Source organism: Thioalkalivibrio sp. AKL9 (genome assembly GCF_000377825.1).
Lineage (GTDB): Bacteria > Pseudomonadota > Gammaproteobacteria > Ectothiorhodospirales > Ectothiorhodospiraceae > Thioalkalivibrio > Thioalkalivibrio versutus.
Genome location: NZ_KB905103.1, coordinates 173,931 through 189,455 on the forward strand (window position 1 = coordinate 173,931; position 15,525 = coordinate 189,455).

The window sequence follows — 15,525 nt, forward strand, 5'->3', positions numbered from 1 at the left end:
CCAGACCGGCGGTGAGCGGCGGCTTCCCCGACCATTTCTCGGCGGTGGCTACCGACTACGCCCGCCATCGCCCGGACTACCCCGCCGAGCTGTTTGACTGGCTGGCGGCGCGTACCCCGCGGCACGAGCGCGCGTGGGACTGTGCCAGCGGCAACGGTCAGGCCGCGCGGGGTCTGGCACCGCATTTTCCGCAGGTCATCGCGACGGATGCTGCCCCGGCACTGCTGACCACCCTGCCCGAAAATACCGGGATCGACCGTGTCGCCTGTGCCGCCGAGGCCTGTGCCCTGGCCGATGGCTCGGTCGACCTCGCCTGTGTGGCCCAGGCCGCGCACTGGTTCCGCCACCCCGAGTTCCACGACGAGGTCGCCCGCGTCCTGCGCCCGGGCGGACTCCTGGCGATCTGGGGCTACGGCGTGCTGCGGGCCGAGGACCCGGCACTGGACCGCCTGCTGATCGACTTTCACGATGCCACCTTGGCCCCCTGGTGGCCGGAAGAGCGCCAGCACATCCGCAACCACTACCGCGACCTGCCGTTTCCCTGGCCCGAGATCGAGGCGCCCGAGTTTCGCATCACGCGCGAATGGGATCGCGCCTCCCTGCTGGGCTATCTCGGTACCTGGTCCGCGATCCGCCGCGCCCGCGCCGCCGGCCAGGACCCGCTGGCCGCGCTAGCGCCGGCCCTGCAAGCACTGTGGTCCAACCCGAGCATGCCGGCACGGGTGCACTGGCCGATCTTCCTGCGCGCGGGCCTGCGCCCATGAGCGACTCACTCGATCACTACCTGGAGCAACGCCTGAGCACTGTGCGCGACGCCGGGCTATGGCGCCGCACCCGCATCCTCGGCGGCCCACAGCGGCCCGAACAGATCATCGACGGCCACCGCGTGATTGCCTTCTGCTCGAACGACTACCTGGGCCTAGCCGGTGACCCGGCGGTCGCCACCGCCGCCCGCAAGGCGCTGGATCAATACGGCGTCGGCGCGGGTTCGGCCCACCTGATCAACGGCCACACCCGCGCCCACGACGAGCTGGAACAAGCCCTGGCCCACTTCACCGGGCGCGCTCGGGCACTCGTCTTCTCCACCGGCTACATGGCCAACCTGGCCCTGGTCCAGGCCCTGGTCGGGCGCCACGACACCGTCTTCGAGGACCGCCTGAACCACGCCTCGCTGATCGACGCCGTGCGCCTGTCGGGCGCGCGCAGCCAGCGCTACCGCCACGCCGAGCCCGAACACCTGCGCGAGCGCCTGGAGAAGGCGCCCGCGACCGGCCAGCGCCTGATCGTCACCGACGGCGTGTTCTCCATGGACGGCGATATCGCCCCGCTTCCGGAACTCGCCGCCCTGGCGCGCGCATACAATGCCTGGCTGATGGTGGACGACGCCCACGGCCTGTCGGTGCTGGGCGACACCGGCGGCGGCACCTGCCAGCACTTCGGTCTCGGCAGCGACGACGTACCGATCCTGATGGGCACCCTGGGCAAGGGCTTCGGCACCGCCGGGGCCTTCGTGGCCGGCTCCGAACGGCTGATCGAGACCCTGATCCAGACCGCGCGCCCCTACATCTACACCACCGCGATGCCGGCCGCCCTGGCCGCCGCCACCCTGGCCTCGGTGCATATCGCCGCGTCCGCCCACGACCGCCGCGCGCACCTGCAGAACCTGTTGCGACGCTTGGGCGACGGGCTGGATCGCCTCGGCCTGCCACACCCACCGCCCCTCACACCCATCCAGCCTGTCACCCTGGGCACCGCCACTCGCGCGAGCGCCGTCGCCGAGCGACTGTTCGAGGCCGGCTTCCTGGTCCCCGCGATCCGCCCCCCGACCGTCCCGGAAGGCGAGGCCCGCCTGCGCATCACCCTGTCCGCCGCCCACACCCAAACGCAGGTCGACGCACTGCTGCAGGCACTGGAACGCGCCCTCGATCAGACCTAGACGTGACTCTGCGCAAACGCCGCAACCGCGACCTCGACAACGGCAGCTGCAGCTGCAGCTGCAGCTTCGAGATGACCATCGACGGCCAGAGCCACACCGGCACTACCTGCCCAGACGAACCCGGCCACAGGGACATCCGCGGATAGACCCAGTTGCAGACTATCCACCAACCGTCATTGCGAGGAGTAAAGCGACGAAGCAATCGCCATCCGGATGCCCCCGGGCAGAATATTGGCAGATTGCCTTCCCCGGCAGATTGCTTCGTCGCCTTCGGCTCCTCGCAATGACGACTTGGTCGTCTCACCGCATTGCAACGCAGACGTGCGACTGGGTCAGCCTCCCCCTACAGCTCGCCGCGTTCGGCGAGGGAGACGGCCTCGTCGGCGACGATCACGTGATCGAGGACGCGGATGTCGACCAGCCCCAGGGCGTCGGTCAGGCGGCGGGTGATGGCGACATCCGAACGCGACGGCTCGGCCACGCCCGAGGGGTGGTTATGGGCCAGGATCACAGCCGCCGCGTTGTGGTGCAGCGCGCGCCGCACAACCTCGCGCGGGTGCACGGAGGCACCGTCGATGGTGCCGCGAAAGAGCTCCTCAAAGGCGATCACGCGGTGGCGGTTATCGAGGAACAGCACGCCGAAGACCTCGAAGGGATAGTCGCGCAGACGCGCCGCCAGGAACTGCCGGGTGGTCGCGGGCGAGGTCAGTGCATCGCCGCGCTCCAGATCGGCCGCCAGGTGGCGGCGCCCCATCTCCAGCACGGCCTGGAGCTGGGCGTACTTGGCATCCCCCAGCCCCGGGGCGGCGCAAAACCCCGCCTGATCCGCCTGTAATAAAGGCCGCAGCCCGCCGAAGCGGCTGAGCAGGTCCCGCGCGACATCCACCGCGCTCTTGCCGGCCACGCCGGTGCGCAGAAAGATTGCCAGCAACTCCGCATCCGAAAGCGCGGCCGCGCCGCGTTCGATCAGCCTCTCCCTCGGGCGCTCGGCCGCGGGCCAGTCGGTAATCGCCATCACCACCTCCCTGTGGTTGCGTTACATGCGTTCGCTTGTTTCGGTTTGGGCCCTGGGCTAGTCCTCGAAGCGGGAGATGTCGCGCACCGCGCCGTAGGCGGCGGAGGTCGTCATCAGGGCGTAGGCGCGCAAGGCCTGGGTGACGGCCCGCTCCCGCGACTCGGGCTTCCAGGCCTTCGCGCCACGGGCCTCCATGGCCTCGCGCCGTGCGGCCAGCGTGGCGTCGTCGACGTCGATGCGGATCTCGCGACCGGGGATGTCGATCACGATGGTGTCGCCTTCCTCGATCAGGCCGATCGCACCACCCTGCGCCGCCTCCGGCGAGACGTGACCGATCGACAGCCCGGAGGTGCCGCCGGAGAAGCGCCCGTCGGTGACCAGCGCACATTCCTTGCCCAGGCCCTTGGACTTGAGATACGACGTCGGGTAGAGCATTTCCTGCATGCCCGGGCCCCCCTTGGGGCCCTCGTAGCGGATGATCACCACGTCGCCCGCCTGGATCTGGTCACCAAGAATGGCCTCCACCGTCGCGTCCTGGCTCTCGAAGACACGGGCCGGACCCGAGAATTTCAGGATGCTGTCGTCCACCCCGGCAGTCTTCACGATGCAGCCATCCGGGGCCATGTTGCCGTAGAGCACGGCCAGGCCACCGTCCTTCGAGTAGGCATGCTCGATGTCGCGGATGCAGCCGTTCTCGCGGTCGATGTCCAGGCTGTCCCAGGTCTTGTCCTGGCTGAACGCGACCTGGGTAGGCACGCCGCCCGGGGCGGCCTGGTAAAGCGTCTCGGCCTCGGCGGCGTGGCGCATCACGTCCCACTGTTCCAGGGCCTGGCCCATGGTGTCGGCGTGCACGGTGGGAATGTCGCGGTGGAGCAGCCCGCCGCGATCCAGCTCCGCGAGGATGCCGACCACGCCACCGGCGCGGTGGACGTCCTCCATGTGGTAGAGCTGGGTGGCCGGGGCGACCTTGCACAGGTTCGGCACCTTGCGCGACAGGCGGTCAATGTCGGCCATGGTGAAGTCGACCTCGCCCTCGCGCGCGGCCGCCAGCAGGTGCAGCACGGTGTTGGTGGAGCCGCCCATCGCGATATCCAGGCTCATCGCGTTCTCGAACGCCTCGAAGGTGGCGATGGAACGCGGCAGCGCGGATGCATCGTCCTGCTCGTAGTAACGCTTGGCCAGTTCGACCACGCGCCGGCCGGCCTGCTCGAACAGGCTCTTGCGCCCGGCGTGGGTGGCCAGCAGCGAGCCGTTGCCCGGCAGCGACAGCCCCAGCGCCTCGGTCAGGCAGTTCATCGAATTGGCGGTGAACATGCCGGAGCAGGAGCCGCAGGTGGGGCAGGCGGAGCGCTCGATGGCCTCCACTTCTTCATCACTGGCACTGGAGTCGGCGGCCTTGACCATCGCGTCCACCAGGTCCAGGTGGATCACCTTGTCGCTGCCCGGGGCCTGCACCTTGCCGGCCTCCATCGGACCGCCGGAGACGAACACCACCGGGATGTTCAGGCGCATCGCGGCCATCAGCATGCCAGGGGTGATCTTGTCGCAGTTGGAGATGCAGACCAGGGCATCGGCGCAGTGTGCGTTGACCATGTACTCGACCGAGTCGGCGATGATCTCGCGCGAGGGCAGCGAATAGAGCATCCCGCCGTGGCCCATCGCGATCCCGTCGTCCACCGCGATGGTGTTGAACTCCTTGGCCACGCCGCCGGCCTTTTCCACCTCGCCGGCCACCAGCTGGCCCAGGTCCTTCAGATGCACGTGCCCGGGCACGAACTGGGTGAAGGAGTTGGCAATGGCGATGATCGGCTTGCCGAAGTCGCCATCCTTCATGCCGGTGGCGCGCCACAGGGCGCGGGCACCCGCCATGTTGCGGCCGTGGGTAGTGGTGCGGGAACGATAGGCGGGCATGTATATTCTCGTGAACGATTACGGTGAACGCAGATCGTACATAATGAGTCGTACAAACCCCAGTACCCCGGAGCACCTGCAATGAAAATCGAAGTCGAGAACATCAAGTGTGGCGGCTGCGCCAGCTCCATCCGCAAGGGCCTGCTGCAGGTCGAGGGCGTCACCGACGCCGAGGTGGACGTGGAAGGCAGTGCGGTTGATATCGAGGCGCCCGACAGCGCCCGCGAGGCGGTCGCCGCCAAGCTCGCCAGCATGGGCTACCCCGAGGTCGGTTCGGTCTCCGGCCTGCGCTCCGCCAGCGCCAAGGCAAAGTCGTTTGCCAGCTGCGCCGTGGGGCGCATGAGCGGCGAATAGGCTTGATCAATACGTCGCGGGGGCGCGCGCAGCCCGGCCTTGTCGGGCTGGTGCTGCTGTTCGTCCTGGGCACGGGGCTGGCGCAGGCCGAAAGTGGGCTGCCGACCGCCGAACTGCAACTCGGCGAACAAGCCCTGACGATCGAGATCGCCGCGACCGACCGTAGCCGCCGGATCGGGCTGATGCACCGCGACCACCTGCCCGCCGACCACGGCATGCTGTTCATCTGGCCACGACCGGCGCACTACGGCATGTGGATGCAGAACACCCGCATCCCGCTGGACGTGGCCTTCATCGATGCCGACTTCACCATTACCAACATCGCCAGCATGACGCCCCACTCCACCCGCATACACGAGGCGAAACGGCCGGTGCGCTACGCCCTGGAGGTCAATGCCGGGTGGTTCAAGGAGCACGGCATCGCGCCCGGCGCCTCCGTCCCGGACCTCGAACGCCTCGTGGGCGAGACCGACTAGGGAAACACTGATCAATGTACACACTCGCGTTGGCACCCCAGGTTTTCCGAGACAAGGCGCGGCGTGCAGCGGGTAGTGGTTCTACCCGCAAGCGGCGCAACGCAGGATCGGGGAACCTGGAGTGCCAACCCCACAATATAACGAAGGGGCTCGAGTCGCTTTTGCGCGCGCACGGCGTTGCGGCTCCCTTGTGCAGAATGACTGCACGGCAGTCACCGCGCCTTGTTCGCGCGCAAAAGCGACTCGAGCGCGAGGGTGTACATTAATCAGTGTTTTCCTAACACCCCTTCCCGCAGGATCGGGCCAGCAGGCCTGACTGATCCCACGTGTACATTGATCCGTGATTCCCTAGACTGTCTGCTCAAGGACATCATCAGGAAACGGACACGCCCGTGACCGCCACATCCAACCCAGCCGCCCGCAATCACGCGCCCTCGCGCCGAGCCCCGCAGCCCGGGGAGCTCGCCTGGTTCCGTGATGCGGTGCCGTACATCGCCGCCCACCGCGGGCGCACCATGGTGATCGCGCTCGCAGGCGAGGCCGCCCAGGCGCCGGAGTTTCCGGCACTGATGCGCGATATCGCCAAACTCAATGCCCTGGGTATCCGGGTCGTTCTGGTCTACGGGGCGCGCCCGCAAATCGAGGCCCGGATGAGCGAGCGCGGACTGACCCCGGCCTACGCCAACGGGTTGCGCGTAACGGATGGCGCAGCGCTGGAAGCCGTGCTGGATGCGGTCGGTCGGCTGCGCCTGCAGATCGAGGGCCTGCTCTCGCGCAGCCTCGGCCAGCCGGGTACCGGCAACGCACGCCTGCGCGTGGCCAGTGGCAACTTCGTCACCGCACGGCCATTGGGCGTGCGCGACGGCGTGGACTTCCACTACACTGGCGAGGTGCGCGGGGTGGACACCACCGCACTCGCGGCCCTGCTGGACCGCGAGCAGGTGGCCCTGGTCTCCCCGCTCGGCTATTCCCCCACCGGCGAGGTGTTCAACCTCTCCGGCGAGGATGTCGCCACCCAGGTCGCGATCGCGCTGAATGCCGACAAGCTGATCTTTCTCACCGAGGCCGGGGTGTTGCGTGATCCCGAACACGGCGTGCTGGATCAGCTCACCGTGCCGGCCGCCCAGAAGCTGCTGGAGACCGCCACCGACCTGCCGCAGGAACTGGCCAACCATCTGAAGAGCGCGCTCGACGCCTGTCGCCAGCGCGAGATCCGGGTGCACCTGATCGACCGTCGGGACGACGGTGGGCTCCTGACCGAGCTGTTCACACGTCTGGGAATCGGCACACTGGTCTCGCGCGAGCCACTGGAACGGCTGCGCCCGGCCACGCTCGACGATGTCGGCGGCATCCATGCACTACTGGAACCGCTGGAGGCCGAGGGCATCCTGGTGCATCGCGCGCGGGAGCACCTGGAGCTGGAGATCGACCGCTTCCAGGTGCTGGAGGCCGACGGCCTGATCATCGGGACCGCCGCACTCTACCCGTTCGAGGCGGATGCCGCGGAGATCGCCTGCCTGGCCCTGCACGCGGATTACCGCGGGAGCGGCCGCGGCGACCGTTTGCTGCAGGCGATGGAACACCTGGCGCAGGAACAGGGAATCCGGCGGGTATTCGTGCTCACCACACGCACCGCCCAGTGGTTCCAGGAACGCGGTTACACGCCAGGCAAGGTGGACGATCTGCCCGTCAGCCGGCAGACCCGCTACAACCAGGCGCGCAACTCGCGGGTGTTTACCCGAACCCTGACGGACGCATAACCCCACACCCTGAGCGGCGCGGGGTTCGTTCTCGGCGGCTATTGCGCGTAGCGATCCTCTTCGCGCTCGTGGGCCTCCTGGGCCGCCACGCTCAGGGTGGCAATGGGGCGCGCCTCCAGCCGGGCGATGCCGATCGGTTCACCGGTCTCCTCGCAATAGCCGTATTCGCCCTGCTCGATGCGCGCCAGCGCCGCGTCAATCTTGTTCAGGAGCTTGCGGTACCGATCCCGGGTTCGCAGCTCCAGGCCGGCATCGGTCTCGTGGCTGGCGCGGTCATTCGGGTCCGGCTCCTGCCAGCTCTCGCTGCGCAGGTGCTCCAGAGTCTGCTCCGATTCCTCGATCAGCTCGGCACGCCAGGCCTCGAGCTTGGCGCGAAAGTAGTCCAGTTGACGCGGATTCATGTAGGGTTCGTCCTCGGACGGACGGTACCCGGAATCCGGGCGGGTCTTGGCTTCTTGGCTCATCTTGGACCCCTCGCCAGGCCCCCTCTCGCCCCATGCGGGAGGGCCCCGGCGCATTGCACGGTACACCCGATCGAGTATAGGGCAATAACCCTGCCGGGCGGCAAACGCGAAAGCGCGCCCGAACGCACACAACCGGCACCATACGGAAAACGACACCGGCCGCATGCAGCACATCCTTCAGATCAGCGACACCCACCTCGGCCGGGAGCCGGGCCCCATTCGACCGGGTTATCCCGACAGCGACCGCCAGCTCGCCCGCGTGCTCGAGGCCCTGCGCCGGAACGAGGCCCGGCCGGACCTGCTATGGCTCACGGGCGACCTGGCCGAAGATCCGGATCCGGCGGCCTACACGCGACTCCTCGCAATGCTCGACGAACACGTGAAAGGCTGGCCGCTCGCCGGCCTGGCGGGCAACCACGATGACTGGACCCTGCTGCACCGCGCCTTCACGGGCGCCGGACACGCCCTGGACGGCCACCGGCTGCTCGGCGACTGGCTGCTGGTCGGGATCAATTCGGCGGTTGCGGGGCAGGCGTCCGGGCGCATCGAGCCGGCCGAGTTGTCGCGCCTGGATCAAGTACTGACCGCACACCCCGATCACTGGGGCATGGTCGCCGTTCACCACCCGGTCGTGCCCGTCGGCAGCGCATGGATGGACCGGATCGGCCTGACCAATCCCGACGACCTGTTCGCGATCCTGGATCACCACCCGCGCGTACGCGCCTGCCTGTTCGGCCACATCCATCAGGATTTCCGCGCCGAGCGCCAGGGCGTCGAACTGCTGGGCTGCCCCTCCACCTGCGTCCAGTTCGCCCCCGGCTCCGAACAGTTCGCGCTGGATACCGAACACGCCGGCTACCGCGTATTGGCACTGCATGCCGATGGCCGCATCGATACCCGCGTCGAGCGTCTATCCGACGAATTTCCCGAGGCCCGCGCATGATCCCGGACGATCGCCGCAGCGAGCAGCTCCAGGCCTGGCTGAAGGACCAGCCGGGCAGGTTTACCGACCTGGCACTCCTGCGTGCAGATGCCAGTTTTCGGCGCTATTTCCGCCTGTGCCGCGACGACCAACCGGTGGTGCTGATGGATGCGCCACCCGAGCGCGAGGCCACCGAGCCGTTCGTGGAGATTGCGCGACTGCTGGAATCGCTGGGGCTACGCCCGCCGCGCATCCTTGCGCACGATCCAGCCACCGGCTTCGTGCTGCTCGAGGACCTCGGCGACCGAACCTTCACCCGGGCCCTCGCCGAGGGGGCCGCGGAAGGCCCGTTGTACGACCGCGCCATCGACACCCTGATCCAGCTGCATCGCGCCTGGCCAGCGCAGGCCGCGAAGGCCCCGGACGTCCCCGCCTACGACACCCCGCGCCTGCTGGACGAGGCCGCGCTGTTTGCCGACTGGTACTGGCCGGAACAACACGGCACCCCGATGAGCGCCTCCCTGCGCAACGGATTTCTCGCAGCCTGGCGGGAGGCGCTGGAAGGCCTGCCCGTCCTGCCCGGGACACTGGTGCTACGCGACTTCCACGTGGACAACCTGATGCTGCCACCCGGCGAGCATGGCGATTGTGCCGTCCTGGATTTCCAGGATGCCGTGATCGGCAGCCCCGCCTACGATGTCGTCTCGCTGCTGGAAGACGCCCGGCGCGAGGTGTCACCCGCCACCGTGGAGCGGGCATTGAAGCGTTATGCCGCGGGAACGGCCTGGGACCCCGAGATCTTCATGCAGCACTACCGCGTCCTCGGCGTCCAGCGCACCACCAAGATCCTCGGGATCTTCGTGCGCCTGGCGCGCCGGGATGCCAAACCACGCTACCTGGAACACCTGCCGCGCCTGCATCGACTCCTGGCGCAGGGGCTGTCACAGCCGGCGCTGGCACCGGTGGCGGGCTGGTTCCAAACCCACATGCCCGAACGCATGCGGGAGGATTAAGCCATGCGCGCAATGATCTTGGCCGCCGGGCGCGGCGAACGCATGCGCCCGTTGACCGACCACTGCCCCAAGCCGCTGCTGCCTGTCGGTGGCCGGCCGCTGATCGGCTACACGCTGGATCGTCTGGCGACCGCCGGGTACCGCGAGGTAGTCATCAACCTCGCGCATCTGGGCGAACAGATCCGCGCCACCCTGGGTGAATGCCAGACGGGCCTCGCCATTCGCTACTCACCGGAGCCCGAGGGTGCCCTGGAGACCGCGGGCGGGATCCGCCAGGCCCTTCCCCTTCTGGGGGAGGAGCCGTTTCTGGTGGTCAATGGCGATGTCTGGTGCGACCACCCGCTGACACCCCCGGCGACGATGAACACAGCCACCGACCGACCGCTCGCGCACCTCGTACTGGTGGCCAACCCCGACCATCACACGCAGGGCGATTTCGCCCTGGACGGGGAGCGGGTGGCCCTGGCGGGGAACGAGTTGCTGACCTTCAGCGGCATCGGCTGGTACGACCCGGCGCTGTTCCGTGATCTGCCACCGGGGCGCCGGGCCCTCGGACCCTTGCTGCGTCAAGCCATCGAGGCCGGCCGGGTCACCGGCGAACACTACACCGGCGCCTGGCGCGACATCGGCACACCGGAGCGCCTGGCGGCGCTGGACACCGAGCTTGGGGGGCGCTGATCACCCAACGCAGGGGGGATGCGGCCGCCCCGGTCAGGGCTTGATGTAGGTGTAACCGGAGCGTTGCAGGCGGGTCAGTTCCACGATGCCACTGGGAACCACGTCCCTGTCCGATACCTCATGCAGATCGCTGCGTTCGAGCCCGCGCGATTCCAGCGAGTTGCCACACACCAAAAAGCGCACATCCTGCAGCTTAAGGGTATTCACGGTACTGCGCAGGTCCGGATCGGTACGGGCGTGCTGCAGCAGACTGATGCCGCTGCCATGAGTCAACACCTTGATCCTGAGCGAAACATCATCGGGGCTACCGTCGATGTGATTCTGCAGGTTGCGCAGGGCGTTCAGGTGGAGCTCCAGGTCGTCGGTGTTGATGTGATAGACCACCCGCAGCGGCTCTTCGGCCGCCGGCGCCTTGGCGACGGCGCCCATCAATACAGCAGTCGCGCCGCCTGCCGCCAGCATCAACAAGAGCGCCCCGGCCAGGAACCAGCCGGGGCGCAGCACTTGTGGGTCGACTTGCATCGAGACTCCGGCCGTGCCGAATCAGACCTTGATGTAGATCCAGCCTTCCGCCTGACGGCGGGCCGCCTCGGCGACGCCGGAATCGATCAGTTCAGCCTGTGGCAGGATATCCACCTTCTGGCCTTCCTCGCGCGCCAGGCGGTTGAGGGTCTGGGCACAGGCGGTAAAGCGCAGCGTGGGGTACGCCTCCGCCATGCTCGCGACGCGTTCCGGATAGGGTGCGCTGTCGGTTCGCAGCATGCCCATCGCGTTGTTGTGCACCACCACCTGCACGTTCAGGTCGCGCCCGACCGTGGCCGCCTCGCGATACATGCTCTCGATGTCGTCCAGCAACTCGGCCATCGCACGGGTATCCGCCTCGTTGATGTGCAGCAGAATCTGATCGGTTTCGGTTGCCGAAAACACCTGCTGCGGGGCCGCGGCCCCGCCGGGCGCGTTATCGCTGGCAGCCATTTGCGCCAGGGCCCCGGACTCCTGGCCGGCCGCAGCAGCATGGTCGCCCCCGAAGAAACCGGCATCGCGAGTGATCTCGTATCCACCCAGCGAACCCACGACCAGCGCGAGCACGCCGGCCGCCACCGACGGGAACCAGGCCGAACGTCCACCACGCGATAACCGGCAACGGCCACCGGTGGTGCCGGCCGCGCGCCCGGCCGGGACGTCTTCGTAGGCCATGTTCACCAGCTCCTTGAGCTGGTGCATGTCGCAGACTTCGCGACTCAGATGCTCACTGGAGGCGATCGTCTTCAACGTAAACAGACGATCCTCCGGCGAGAACTCGCCGTCCACGAAGGCATTGAGAATCTCCTCGCTGGGTCGATTCTTTGCACTCAGTCGTTCATTCGACATGCCGATTCCTCACTACCTTGAGATAGGGTGTATCGGCCGCTGTCCCCGTGTCGGCCTGCTGCTCCAGCAGCACCTTCTTCAACCGCGCCCGAGCCCGGCTCAGGCGACTCATCACGGTGCCGATCGGTACGTCCAGCACCTCCGAGACCTCGGAGTAGGCAAAACCCTCCAGGTCCACCAGCGCGACCACCTGCCGGTGATCGGTACTCAGTTCGGCCATGGCCCGGTGAACATCCGCGACCATGCGATTGCGCTCGGTCTGCTGCTCCGGGCAGTCCTCGCAGGACAGCTCCATGCTGTCCACATCCACCGTGTCCTTCTGCCGCCGGCCCCAGTCGCGGTAACAGTTGGTCATGATGCGGAACACCCAGGCCTTCAGGGCGTTCTCGTCCTGCAACGACTTCAGCCGGGTCAGGGCCTTCATCATTGCCTCCTGCACCAGGTCATCCGCCAGCGCGGCGTCGTGACACCACGCGAATGCCATGCGGTACATCTGTGGCCGCAGGTCGCACACCTTCTGACGCAGCCTGCGCTGCGCGAACCAGGTCGCCATGTTGTCGATTCCTCCATCCGCAGGCCGTACATGCGGCCTTGCTTGTTCTTGTACCCTGTAGGACGCTACGGGGCGCGAGGCTATTCCGGCCCCTCCACCGCAGACGCCGCACATCCCAGGCTTCGTCGATCAGGATACCCAATGCCATTCGATCCGCAACAACTGGAGCGCTCTTTCGCCTTTGACCCCGATACCGTGCGGGATCTGCGCGAACGCTGGGCGCGCCTGATCACCGATGCCGTCTGGAGCGAGCTCAAGACCGGCACCATCGGCGCCGTCCCGCGCCTGCGCAAGCGCCTGCTGGAACTGGGCGAGAACCTGCGCTCCATGCTGTCGGACCGCGCCTGGATCCCGCACGAGCGCGAACGCGTCAAGGGTGCGATGGCCGCCAGCCTCAACCTGCGTGACAGCCTGCAGCAGACCGACCGCGCTGCCAAGCTGCTCAATGGCGGGGCGGACTTCGAAGTCTTCGAGGCCGACTATCTCGCCTTCCGCAAGAGCCTGCTGGCCTTCATCGAGCACCACGAACAGATCTGGGGCGATCTTCTGGAGAGCCTCTATGACGACGCACCGGACGACGACCGGGACGAGGACTAACCCTTGGGCCGCGAGATCCGCGAGGAGCACTTCGGCGCGGCGGACTTCAACCGCTTCCACCAGGCCCTCGCGGACGAGACCGCCCAGCTGCTGGACTGGCTGCGCACGCAACCGCCCGAGGACCCCGCCCCACCCCCGCGGCTGGGCTTCGAGATCGAAGCCTGGCTGTGCGACACCCAGGGGCGACCGCTACCGGTCAATGACGCCTTCCTTGCGGCGATGGACAGCCCGCTGGCCACCCTGGAACTGGCGCAGTTCAATGTCGAACTGAACAGCGGCGTCTTCCGCGCCGGTCCCGGCTGCTTCAGCGCCATCCTCGACGAGTTGAACGAGACCCTGCGCCGGGCGCGCCGGGCGGCCCGCCACGCCGGCGCGGAACTGCTGATGGCCGGCAGCCTGCCCACCCTGGAACCGGACGACCTCGGGATCCACCACATGTCGCAGCAGGCCCGCTACCGGGCCCTGAACAGCGCGATCCTGGAACAACGCGCCCAGCGCCCGCTGCAGGTGGACATCGTCGGTCACGAGCACCTCCAGCACCGCCATGCGGACGTGATGCTGGAGGCGGCGGCGACCTCCTTCCAGGTGCATATCGAGACCCGCCCCGAGGTCGCCCACCGCGCCTACAACGCCTCTCTGGTGGCTGCGGCACCGGTGCTGGCCGCCGCCGGCAATACGCCCTACATCTTCGGCCACGACCTCTGGGCCGAGAGCCGCATCCCGTTGTTCGAGCAATCGGTGGAGGTCGGCGGGTTCGCCAACTCGGCGCGTGGCCCGATCCGCCGCGTGACCTTCGGCACCGGCTATCTGCACGCATCCATCGGCGAGTTGTTCACCGAGAACCTCGAGCACTTTCCGGTGCTGTTGCCAGTGGCCCTCGACGAGCCGGCCGATCAACTGGCCCACCTCGCCTTCCACAACGGCACCATCTGGCGCTGGAACCGGCCGATCGTGGGCTGCGATGCGGATGGCCGACGCAGTCTACGCCTGGAGTTTCGCTGCCTGCCGGCCGGCCCGTCGCTGATCGACATGCTGGCCAACACCGCTTTCGCCCTGGGCCTGATCGAGTACCTGGTGGCCGAATCGCCCGATGGAACGCTGGAGACCCCGTTTTCCGAGGCCCGCGACAACTTCTACAATGCCGCCCGCTACGGGCTGGACGCCCGCCTGCGCTGGGGCCATCGCGACCCCGTCCCGGCGCCACGCCTGATCACGCGGGAGCTGCTCCCCCGGGCGGCCGAAGGTCTGGAGCGCCTGGGCATCGACCGTAGCGAACGCGACAACCTTCTTGGCATCATCGCCGCGCGCGTCGCCAGCCGCCAGACCGGCACGCACTGGCAACGCGACTGGGTCGCGCGCCACGGCCGCGACTGGCCGGGCCTGGTCCACGCCTACCGCGGCTGGCAGAACACCGGCGCGCCGGTTCACACCTGGGGACTTTGAGGAAACCCGTGACTCTCTCGATCAACGAATACTTCGAACTACCCGACGGCTTCCTCGAGGCCACGCCCGCCACCCTGCACCAGTGCGTGCCCGGGCCGGCGCTAATCCACCTGGAAGGCCAGCGCGAGCCTGCGGTGGCCGTGGTCCTTCTGCTGCACGGAAACGAGCCGGTGGGCCTGCACGCGGTGCAGCAACTCCTGCGCCACTACACCGGGCGCCCGCTGCCGCGCGCGCTGACCCTGGTCGTGGGCAACCCACAAGCCGCTGCGCTCAACCAGCGCCACCTGGACGACCAGCCGGACTTCAACCGCATCTGGCCGGGGACCGAGCAGGGCGGCTCGCGCGAGGCCGACGTCTTCGCCGAACTCTGCCAGCGCCTGGAAGGACGCGGCCTGTTCGCCGCAATCGACCTGCACAACAACACCGGGCGCAATCCCCATTACGCCTGCATCAACCGTCTGGAGGCGCCGTTCCTCAATCTGGCCGCGCTGTTCGGACGCACGGTGGTCTACTTCACCCGGCCGCGCGGGGTCGCCTCCATGGCACTGGCGCGTATCGCACCGGCCGTCACAGTGGAATGCGGCCACCCCGAGGACGCGGCCGGCGTGGACCACGCGCGCGAGATGATCGATGCAGTGCTACACCTGGACCACTTCGCCCAGGAGCCGCCGCGGACGGGCGCCATCGAGATCTTCCACACCGTGGCCCAGGTACGGGTGCGCCCCGGACTACAGGTCGGACTGGACGCGCAGCACGACGTCCGCCTGGAACCCGACCTGGACGGCCTGAATTTCCAGCTACTGCCCGCCGGCTCGCGCCTGGTGAATGTGCACGCAGACGCCCAGGACCCGCTGATCGCGATCGCCGAGGACGGTTCGGAGGTGACCGGGGAATATCTGGAGCGGGCCGGTCAGGAGATCCGCCTGAAGCGCCAGGCGATGCCGTCCATGCTCACGCTGGACACCCGCGTGATCGCCCAGGACTGCCTGTGCTACCTGATGGAGCCGCTGACGCTCTGATCCCGCCGCTGTT

At 68.0% G+C, this 15,525-nt stretch carries 17 protein-coding genes; 11 read left to right on the forward strand and 6 right to left on the reverse strand.

The genetic code is table 11. The annotated features are described in order from the left end of the window. The first annotated feature begins 11 nt into the window (after positions 1-11). Positions 12-764 carry a class I SAM-dependent methyltransferase gene (locus tag D573_RS0100855; protein ID WP_018937324.1) on the forward strand — a complete coding sequence of 251 codons (753 nt, stop codon included), beginning with the start codon at positions 12-14 and terminating at the stop codon, positions 762-764. After that, a complete protein-coding gene (bioF, locus tag D573_RS0100860) occupies positions 761-1,936 on the forward strand; it encodes an 8-amino-7-oxononanoate synthase (protein ID WP_018937325.1) in 1,176 nt (391 codons plus the stop codon). The genes D573_RS0100855 and bioF overlap by 4 nt, the downstream gene beginning before the upstream one ends. Before the next feature lie 343 nt (positions 1,937-2,279). Here bioF and radC read toward each other — a convergent pair whose 3' ends face one another. After that, positions 2,280-2,951: a DNA repair protein RadC gene (gene radC, locus D573_RS14565; RefSeq protein WP_018168979.1), complete on the reverse strand. Its 672-nt coding sequence runs from the start codon at positions 2,949-2,951 to the stop codon at positions 2,280-2,282. Between the two features lie 57 nt (positions 2,952-3,008). After that, positions 3,009-4,862, reverse strand: a complete 1,854-nt coding sequence (gene ilvD, locus D573_RS0100875) for a dihydroxy-acid dehydratase (RefSeq protein WP_018145195.1) — start codon at positions 4,860-4,862, stop codon at positions 3,009-3,011. An 81-nt stretch (positions 4,863-4,943) separates the two neighbouring features. On the opposite strand from ilvD, the gene D573_RS0100880 reads away from it, so the two are divergent. The 3 genes from D573_RS0100880 (at position 4,944) to argA (ending at position 7,452) form a co-directional block, all read left to right on the forward strand. Continuing rightward, complete coding sequence (locus D573_RS0100880) at positions 4,944-5,216, forward strand: heavy-metal-associated domain-containing protein (protein ID WP_018937327.1); 273 nt, start codon at positions 4,944-4,946, stop codon at positions 5,214-5,216. Between the two features lie 2 nt (positions 5,217-5,218). Continuing rightward, on the forward strand, positions 5,219-5,692 hold the full coding sequence (locus D573_RS0100885) for a DUF192 domain-containing protein (protein WP_018145193.1): 474 nt from the start codon (positions 5,219-5,221) through the stop codon (positions 5,690-5,692). 392 nt (positions 5,693-6,084) lie between these two features. Beyond that, entirely contained in the window at positions 6,085-7,452 is a 1,368-nt protein-coding gene (argA, locus tag D573_RS0100890; RefSeq protein ID WP_018937328.1) for an amino-acid N-acetyltransferase, read from the forward strand. Between the two features lie 38 nt (positions 7,453-7,490). Here the strand turns inward: argA and dksA are convergent, their stop codons facing one another. Next, positions 7,491-7,916, reverse strand: a complete 426-nt coding sequence (dksA, locus tag D573_RS0100895; protein ID WP_018175644.1) for an RNA polymerase-binding protein DksA — start codon at positions 7,914-7,916, stop codon at positions 7,491-7,493. Between the two features lie 163 nt (positions 7,917-8,079). Here dksA and D573_RS0100900 point away from each other — a divergent pair, with 163 nt between their 5' ends. The 3 genes from D573_RS0100900 to murU are packed head-to-tail and all read left to right on the forward strand — an operon-like array spanning position 8,080 to position 10,529. Further along, positions 8,080-8,859: a metallophosphoesterase gene (locus tag D573_RS0100900; protein ID WP_018175645.1), complete on the forward strand. Its 780-nt coding sequence runs from the start codon at positions 8,080-8,082 to the stop codon at positions 8,857-8,859. Continuing rightward, a complete protein-coding gene (locus D573_RS0100905) occupies positions 8,856-9,851 on the forward strand; it encodes an aminoglycoside phosphotransferase family protein (RefSeq protein ID WP_018175646.1) in 996 nt (331 codons plus the stop codon). Before D573_RS0100900 ends, D573_RS0100905 begins: the two co-directional genes overlap by 4 nt. Before the next feature lie 3 nt (positions 9,852-9,854). Beyond that, a complete protein-coding gene (murU, locus tag D573_RS0100910; protein ID WP_018175647.1) occupies positions 9,855-10,529 on the forward strand; it encodes an N-acetylmuramate alpha-1-phosphate uridylyltransferase MurU in 675 nt (224 codons plus the stop codon). A gap of 33 nt (positions 10,530-10,562) precedes the next feature. Here the strand turns inward: murU and D573_RS0100915 are convergent, their stop codons facing one another. The 3 genes from D573_RS0100915 to D573_RS0100925 are packed head-to-tail and all read right to left on the reverse strand — an operon-like array spanning position 10,563 to position 12,453. Next, positions 10,563-11,051: a DsrE family protein gene (locus D573_RS0100915; RefSeq protein WP_018175648.1), complete on the reverse strand. Its 489-nt coding sequence runs from the start codon at positions 11,049-11,051 to the stop codon at positions 10,563-10,565. A gap of 21 nt (positions 11,052-11,072) precedes the next feature. Next, positions 11,073-11,900: a hypothetical protein gene (locus D573_RS0100920; protein WP_018175649.1), complete on the reverse strand. Its 828-nt coding sequence runs from the start codon at positions 11,898-11,900 to the stop codon at positions 11,073-11,075. Continuing rightward, the gene (locus D573_RS0100925; RefSeq protein WP_018937329.1) at positions 11,890-12,453 is read right to left on the reverse strand and encodes an RNA polymerase sigma factor; all 564 of its coding nucleotides are present in this window, start codon (positions 12,451-12,453) and stop codon (positions 11,890-11,892) included. Before D573_RS0100925 ends, D573_RS0100920 begins: the two co-directional genes overlap by 11 nt. 141 nt (positions 12,454-12,594) lie before the next feature. On the opposite strand from D573_RS0100925, the gene D573_RS0100930 reads away from it, so the two are divergent. From D573_RS0100930 to D573_RS0100940, 3 genes are read left to right on the forward strand one after another with little or no spacing between them, the layout of a single operon-like run. Then, positions 12,595-13,050, forward strand: a complete 456-nt coding sequence (locus D573_RS0100930; protein WP_018175651.1) for a hypothetical protein — start codon at positions 12,595-12,597, stop codon at positions 13,048-13,050. A 3-nt stretch (positions 13,051-13,053) separates the two neighbouring features. Further along, complete coding sequence (locus D573_RS0100935; protein WP_018175652.1) at positions 13,054-14,493, forward strand: glutamate-cysteine ligase family protein; 1,440 nt, start codon at positions 13,054-13,056, stop codon at positions 14,491-14,493. A gap of 8 nt (positions 14,494-14,501) precedes the next feature. Continuing rightward, positions 14,502-15,512: a M14 family metallopeptidase gene (locus D573_RS0100940; RefSeq protein WP_018175653.1), complete on the forward strand. Its 1,011-nt coding sequence runs from the start codon at positions 14,502-14,504 to the stop codon at positions 15,510-15,512. Positions 15,513-15,525 lie beyond the last annotated feature (13 nt).

What these genes read in the sequence shown, in the direction of transcription:
- bioF (WP_018937325.1), top strand. Translation starts at nt 761, where the DNA reads ATGAGCGACTCACTCGATCACTACCTGGAGCAACGCCTGAGCACTGTG.
- radC (WP_018168979.1), bottom strand. Translation starts at nt 2,951, where the DNA reads ATGGCGATTACCGACTGGCCCGCGGCCGAGCGCCCGAGGGAGAGGCTG.
- ilvD (WP_018145195.1), bottom strand. Translation starts at nt 4,862, where the DNA reads ATGCCCGCCTATCGTTCCCGCACCACTACCCACGGCCGCAACATGGCG.
- D573_RS0100880 (WP_018937327.1), top strand. Translation starts at nt 4,944, where the DNA reads ATGAAAATCGAAGTCGAGAACATCAAGTGTGGCGGCTGCGCCAGCTCC.
- dksA (WP_018175644.1), bottom strand. Translation starts at nt 7,916, where the DNA reads ATGAGCCAAGAAGCCAAGACCCGCCCGGATTCCGGGTACCGTCCGTCC.
- D573_RS0100900 (WP_018175645.1), top strand. Translation starts at nt 8,080, where the DNA reads ATGCAGCACATCCTTCAGATCAGCGACACCCACCTCGGCCGGGAGCCG.
- D573_RS0100905 (WP_018175646.1), top strand. Translation starts at nt 8,856, where the DNA reads ATGATCCCGGACGATCGCCGCAGCGAGCAGCTCCAGGCCTGGCTGAAG.
- murU (WP_018175647.1), top strand. Translation starts at nt 9,855, where the DNA reads ATGCGCGCAATGATCTTGGCCGCCGGGCGCGGCGAACGCATGCGCCCG.
- D573_RS0100915 (WP_018175648.1), bottom strand. Translation starts at nt 11,051, where the DNA reads ATGCAAGTCGACCCACAAGTGCTGCGCCCCGGCTGGTTCCTGGCCGGG.
- D573_RS0100920 (WP_018175649.1), bottom strand. Translation starts at nt 11,900, where the DNA reads ATGTCGAATGAACGACTGAGTGCAAAGAATCGACCCAGCGAGGAGATT.
- D573_RS0100925 (WP_018937329.1), bottom strand. Translation starts at nt 12,453, where the DNA reads ATGGCGACCTGGTTCGCGCAGCGCAGGCTGCGTCAGAAGGTGTGCGAC.
- D573_RS0100930 (WP_018175651.1), top strand. Translation starts at nt 12,595, where the DNA reads ATGCCATTCGATCCGCAACAACTGGAGCGCTCTTTCGCCTTTGACCCC.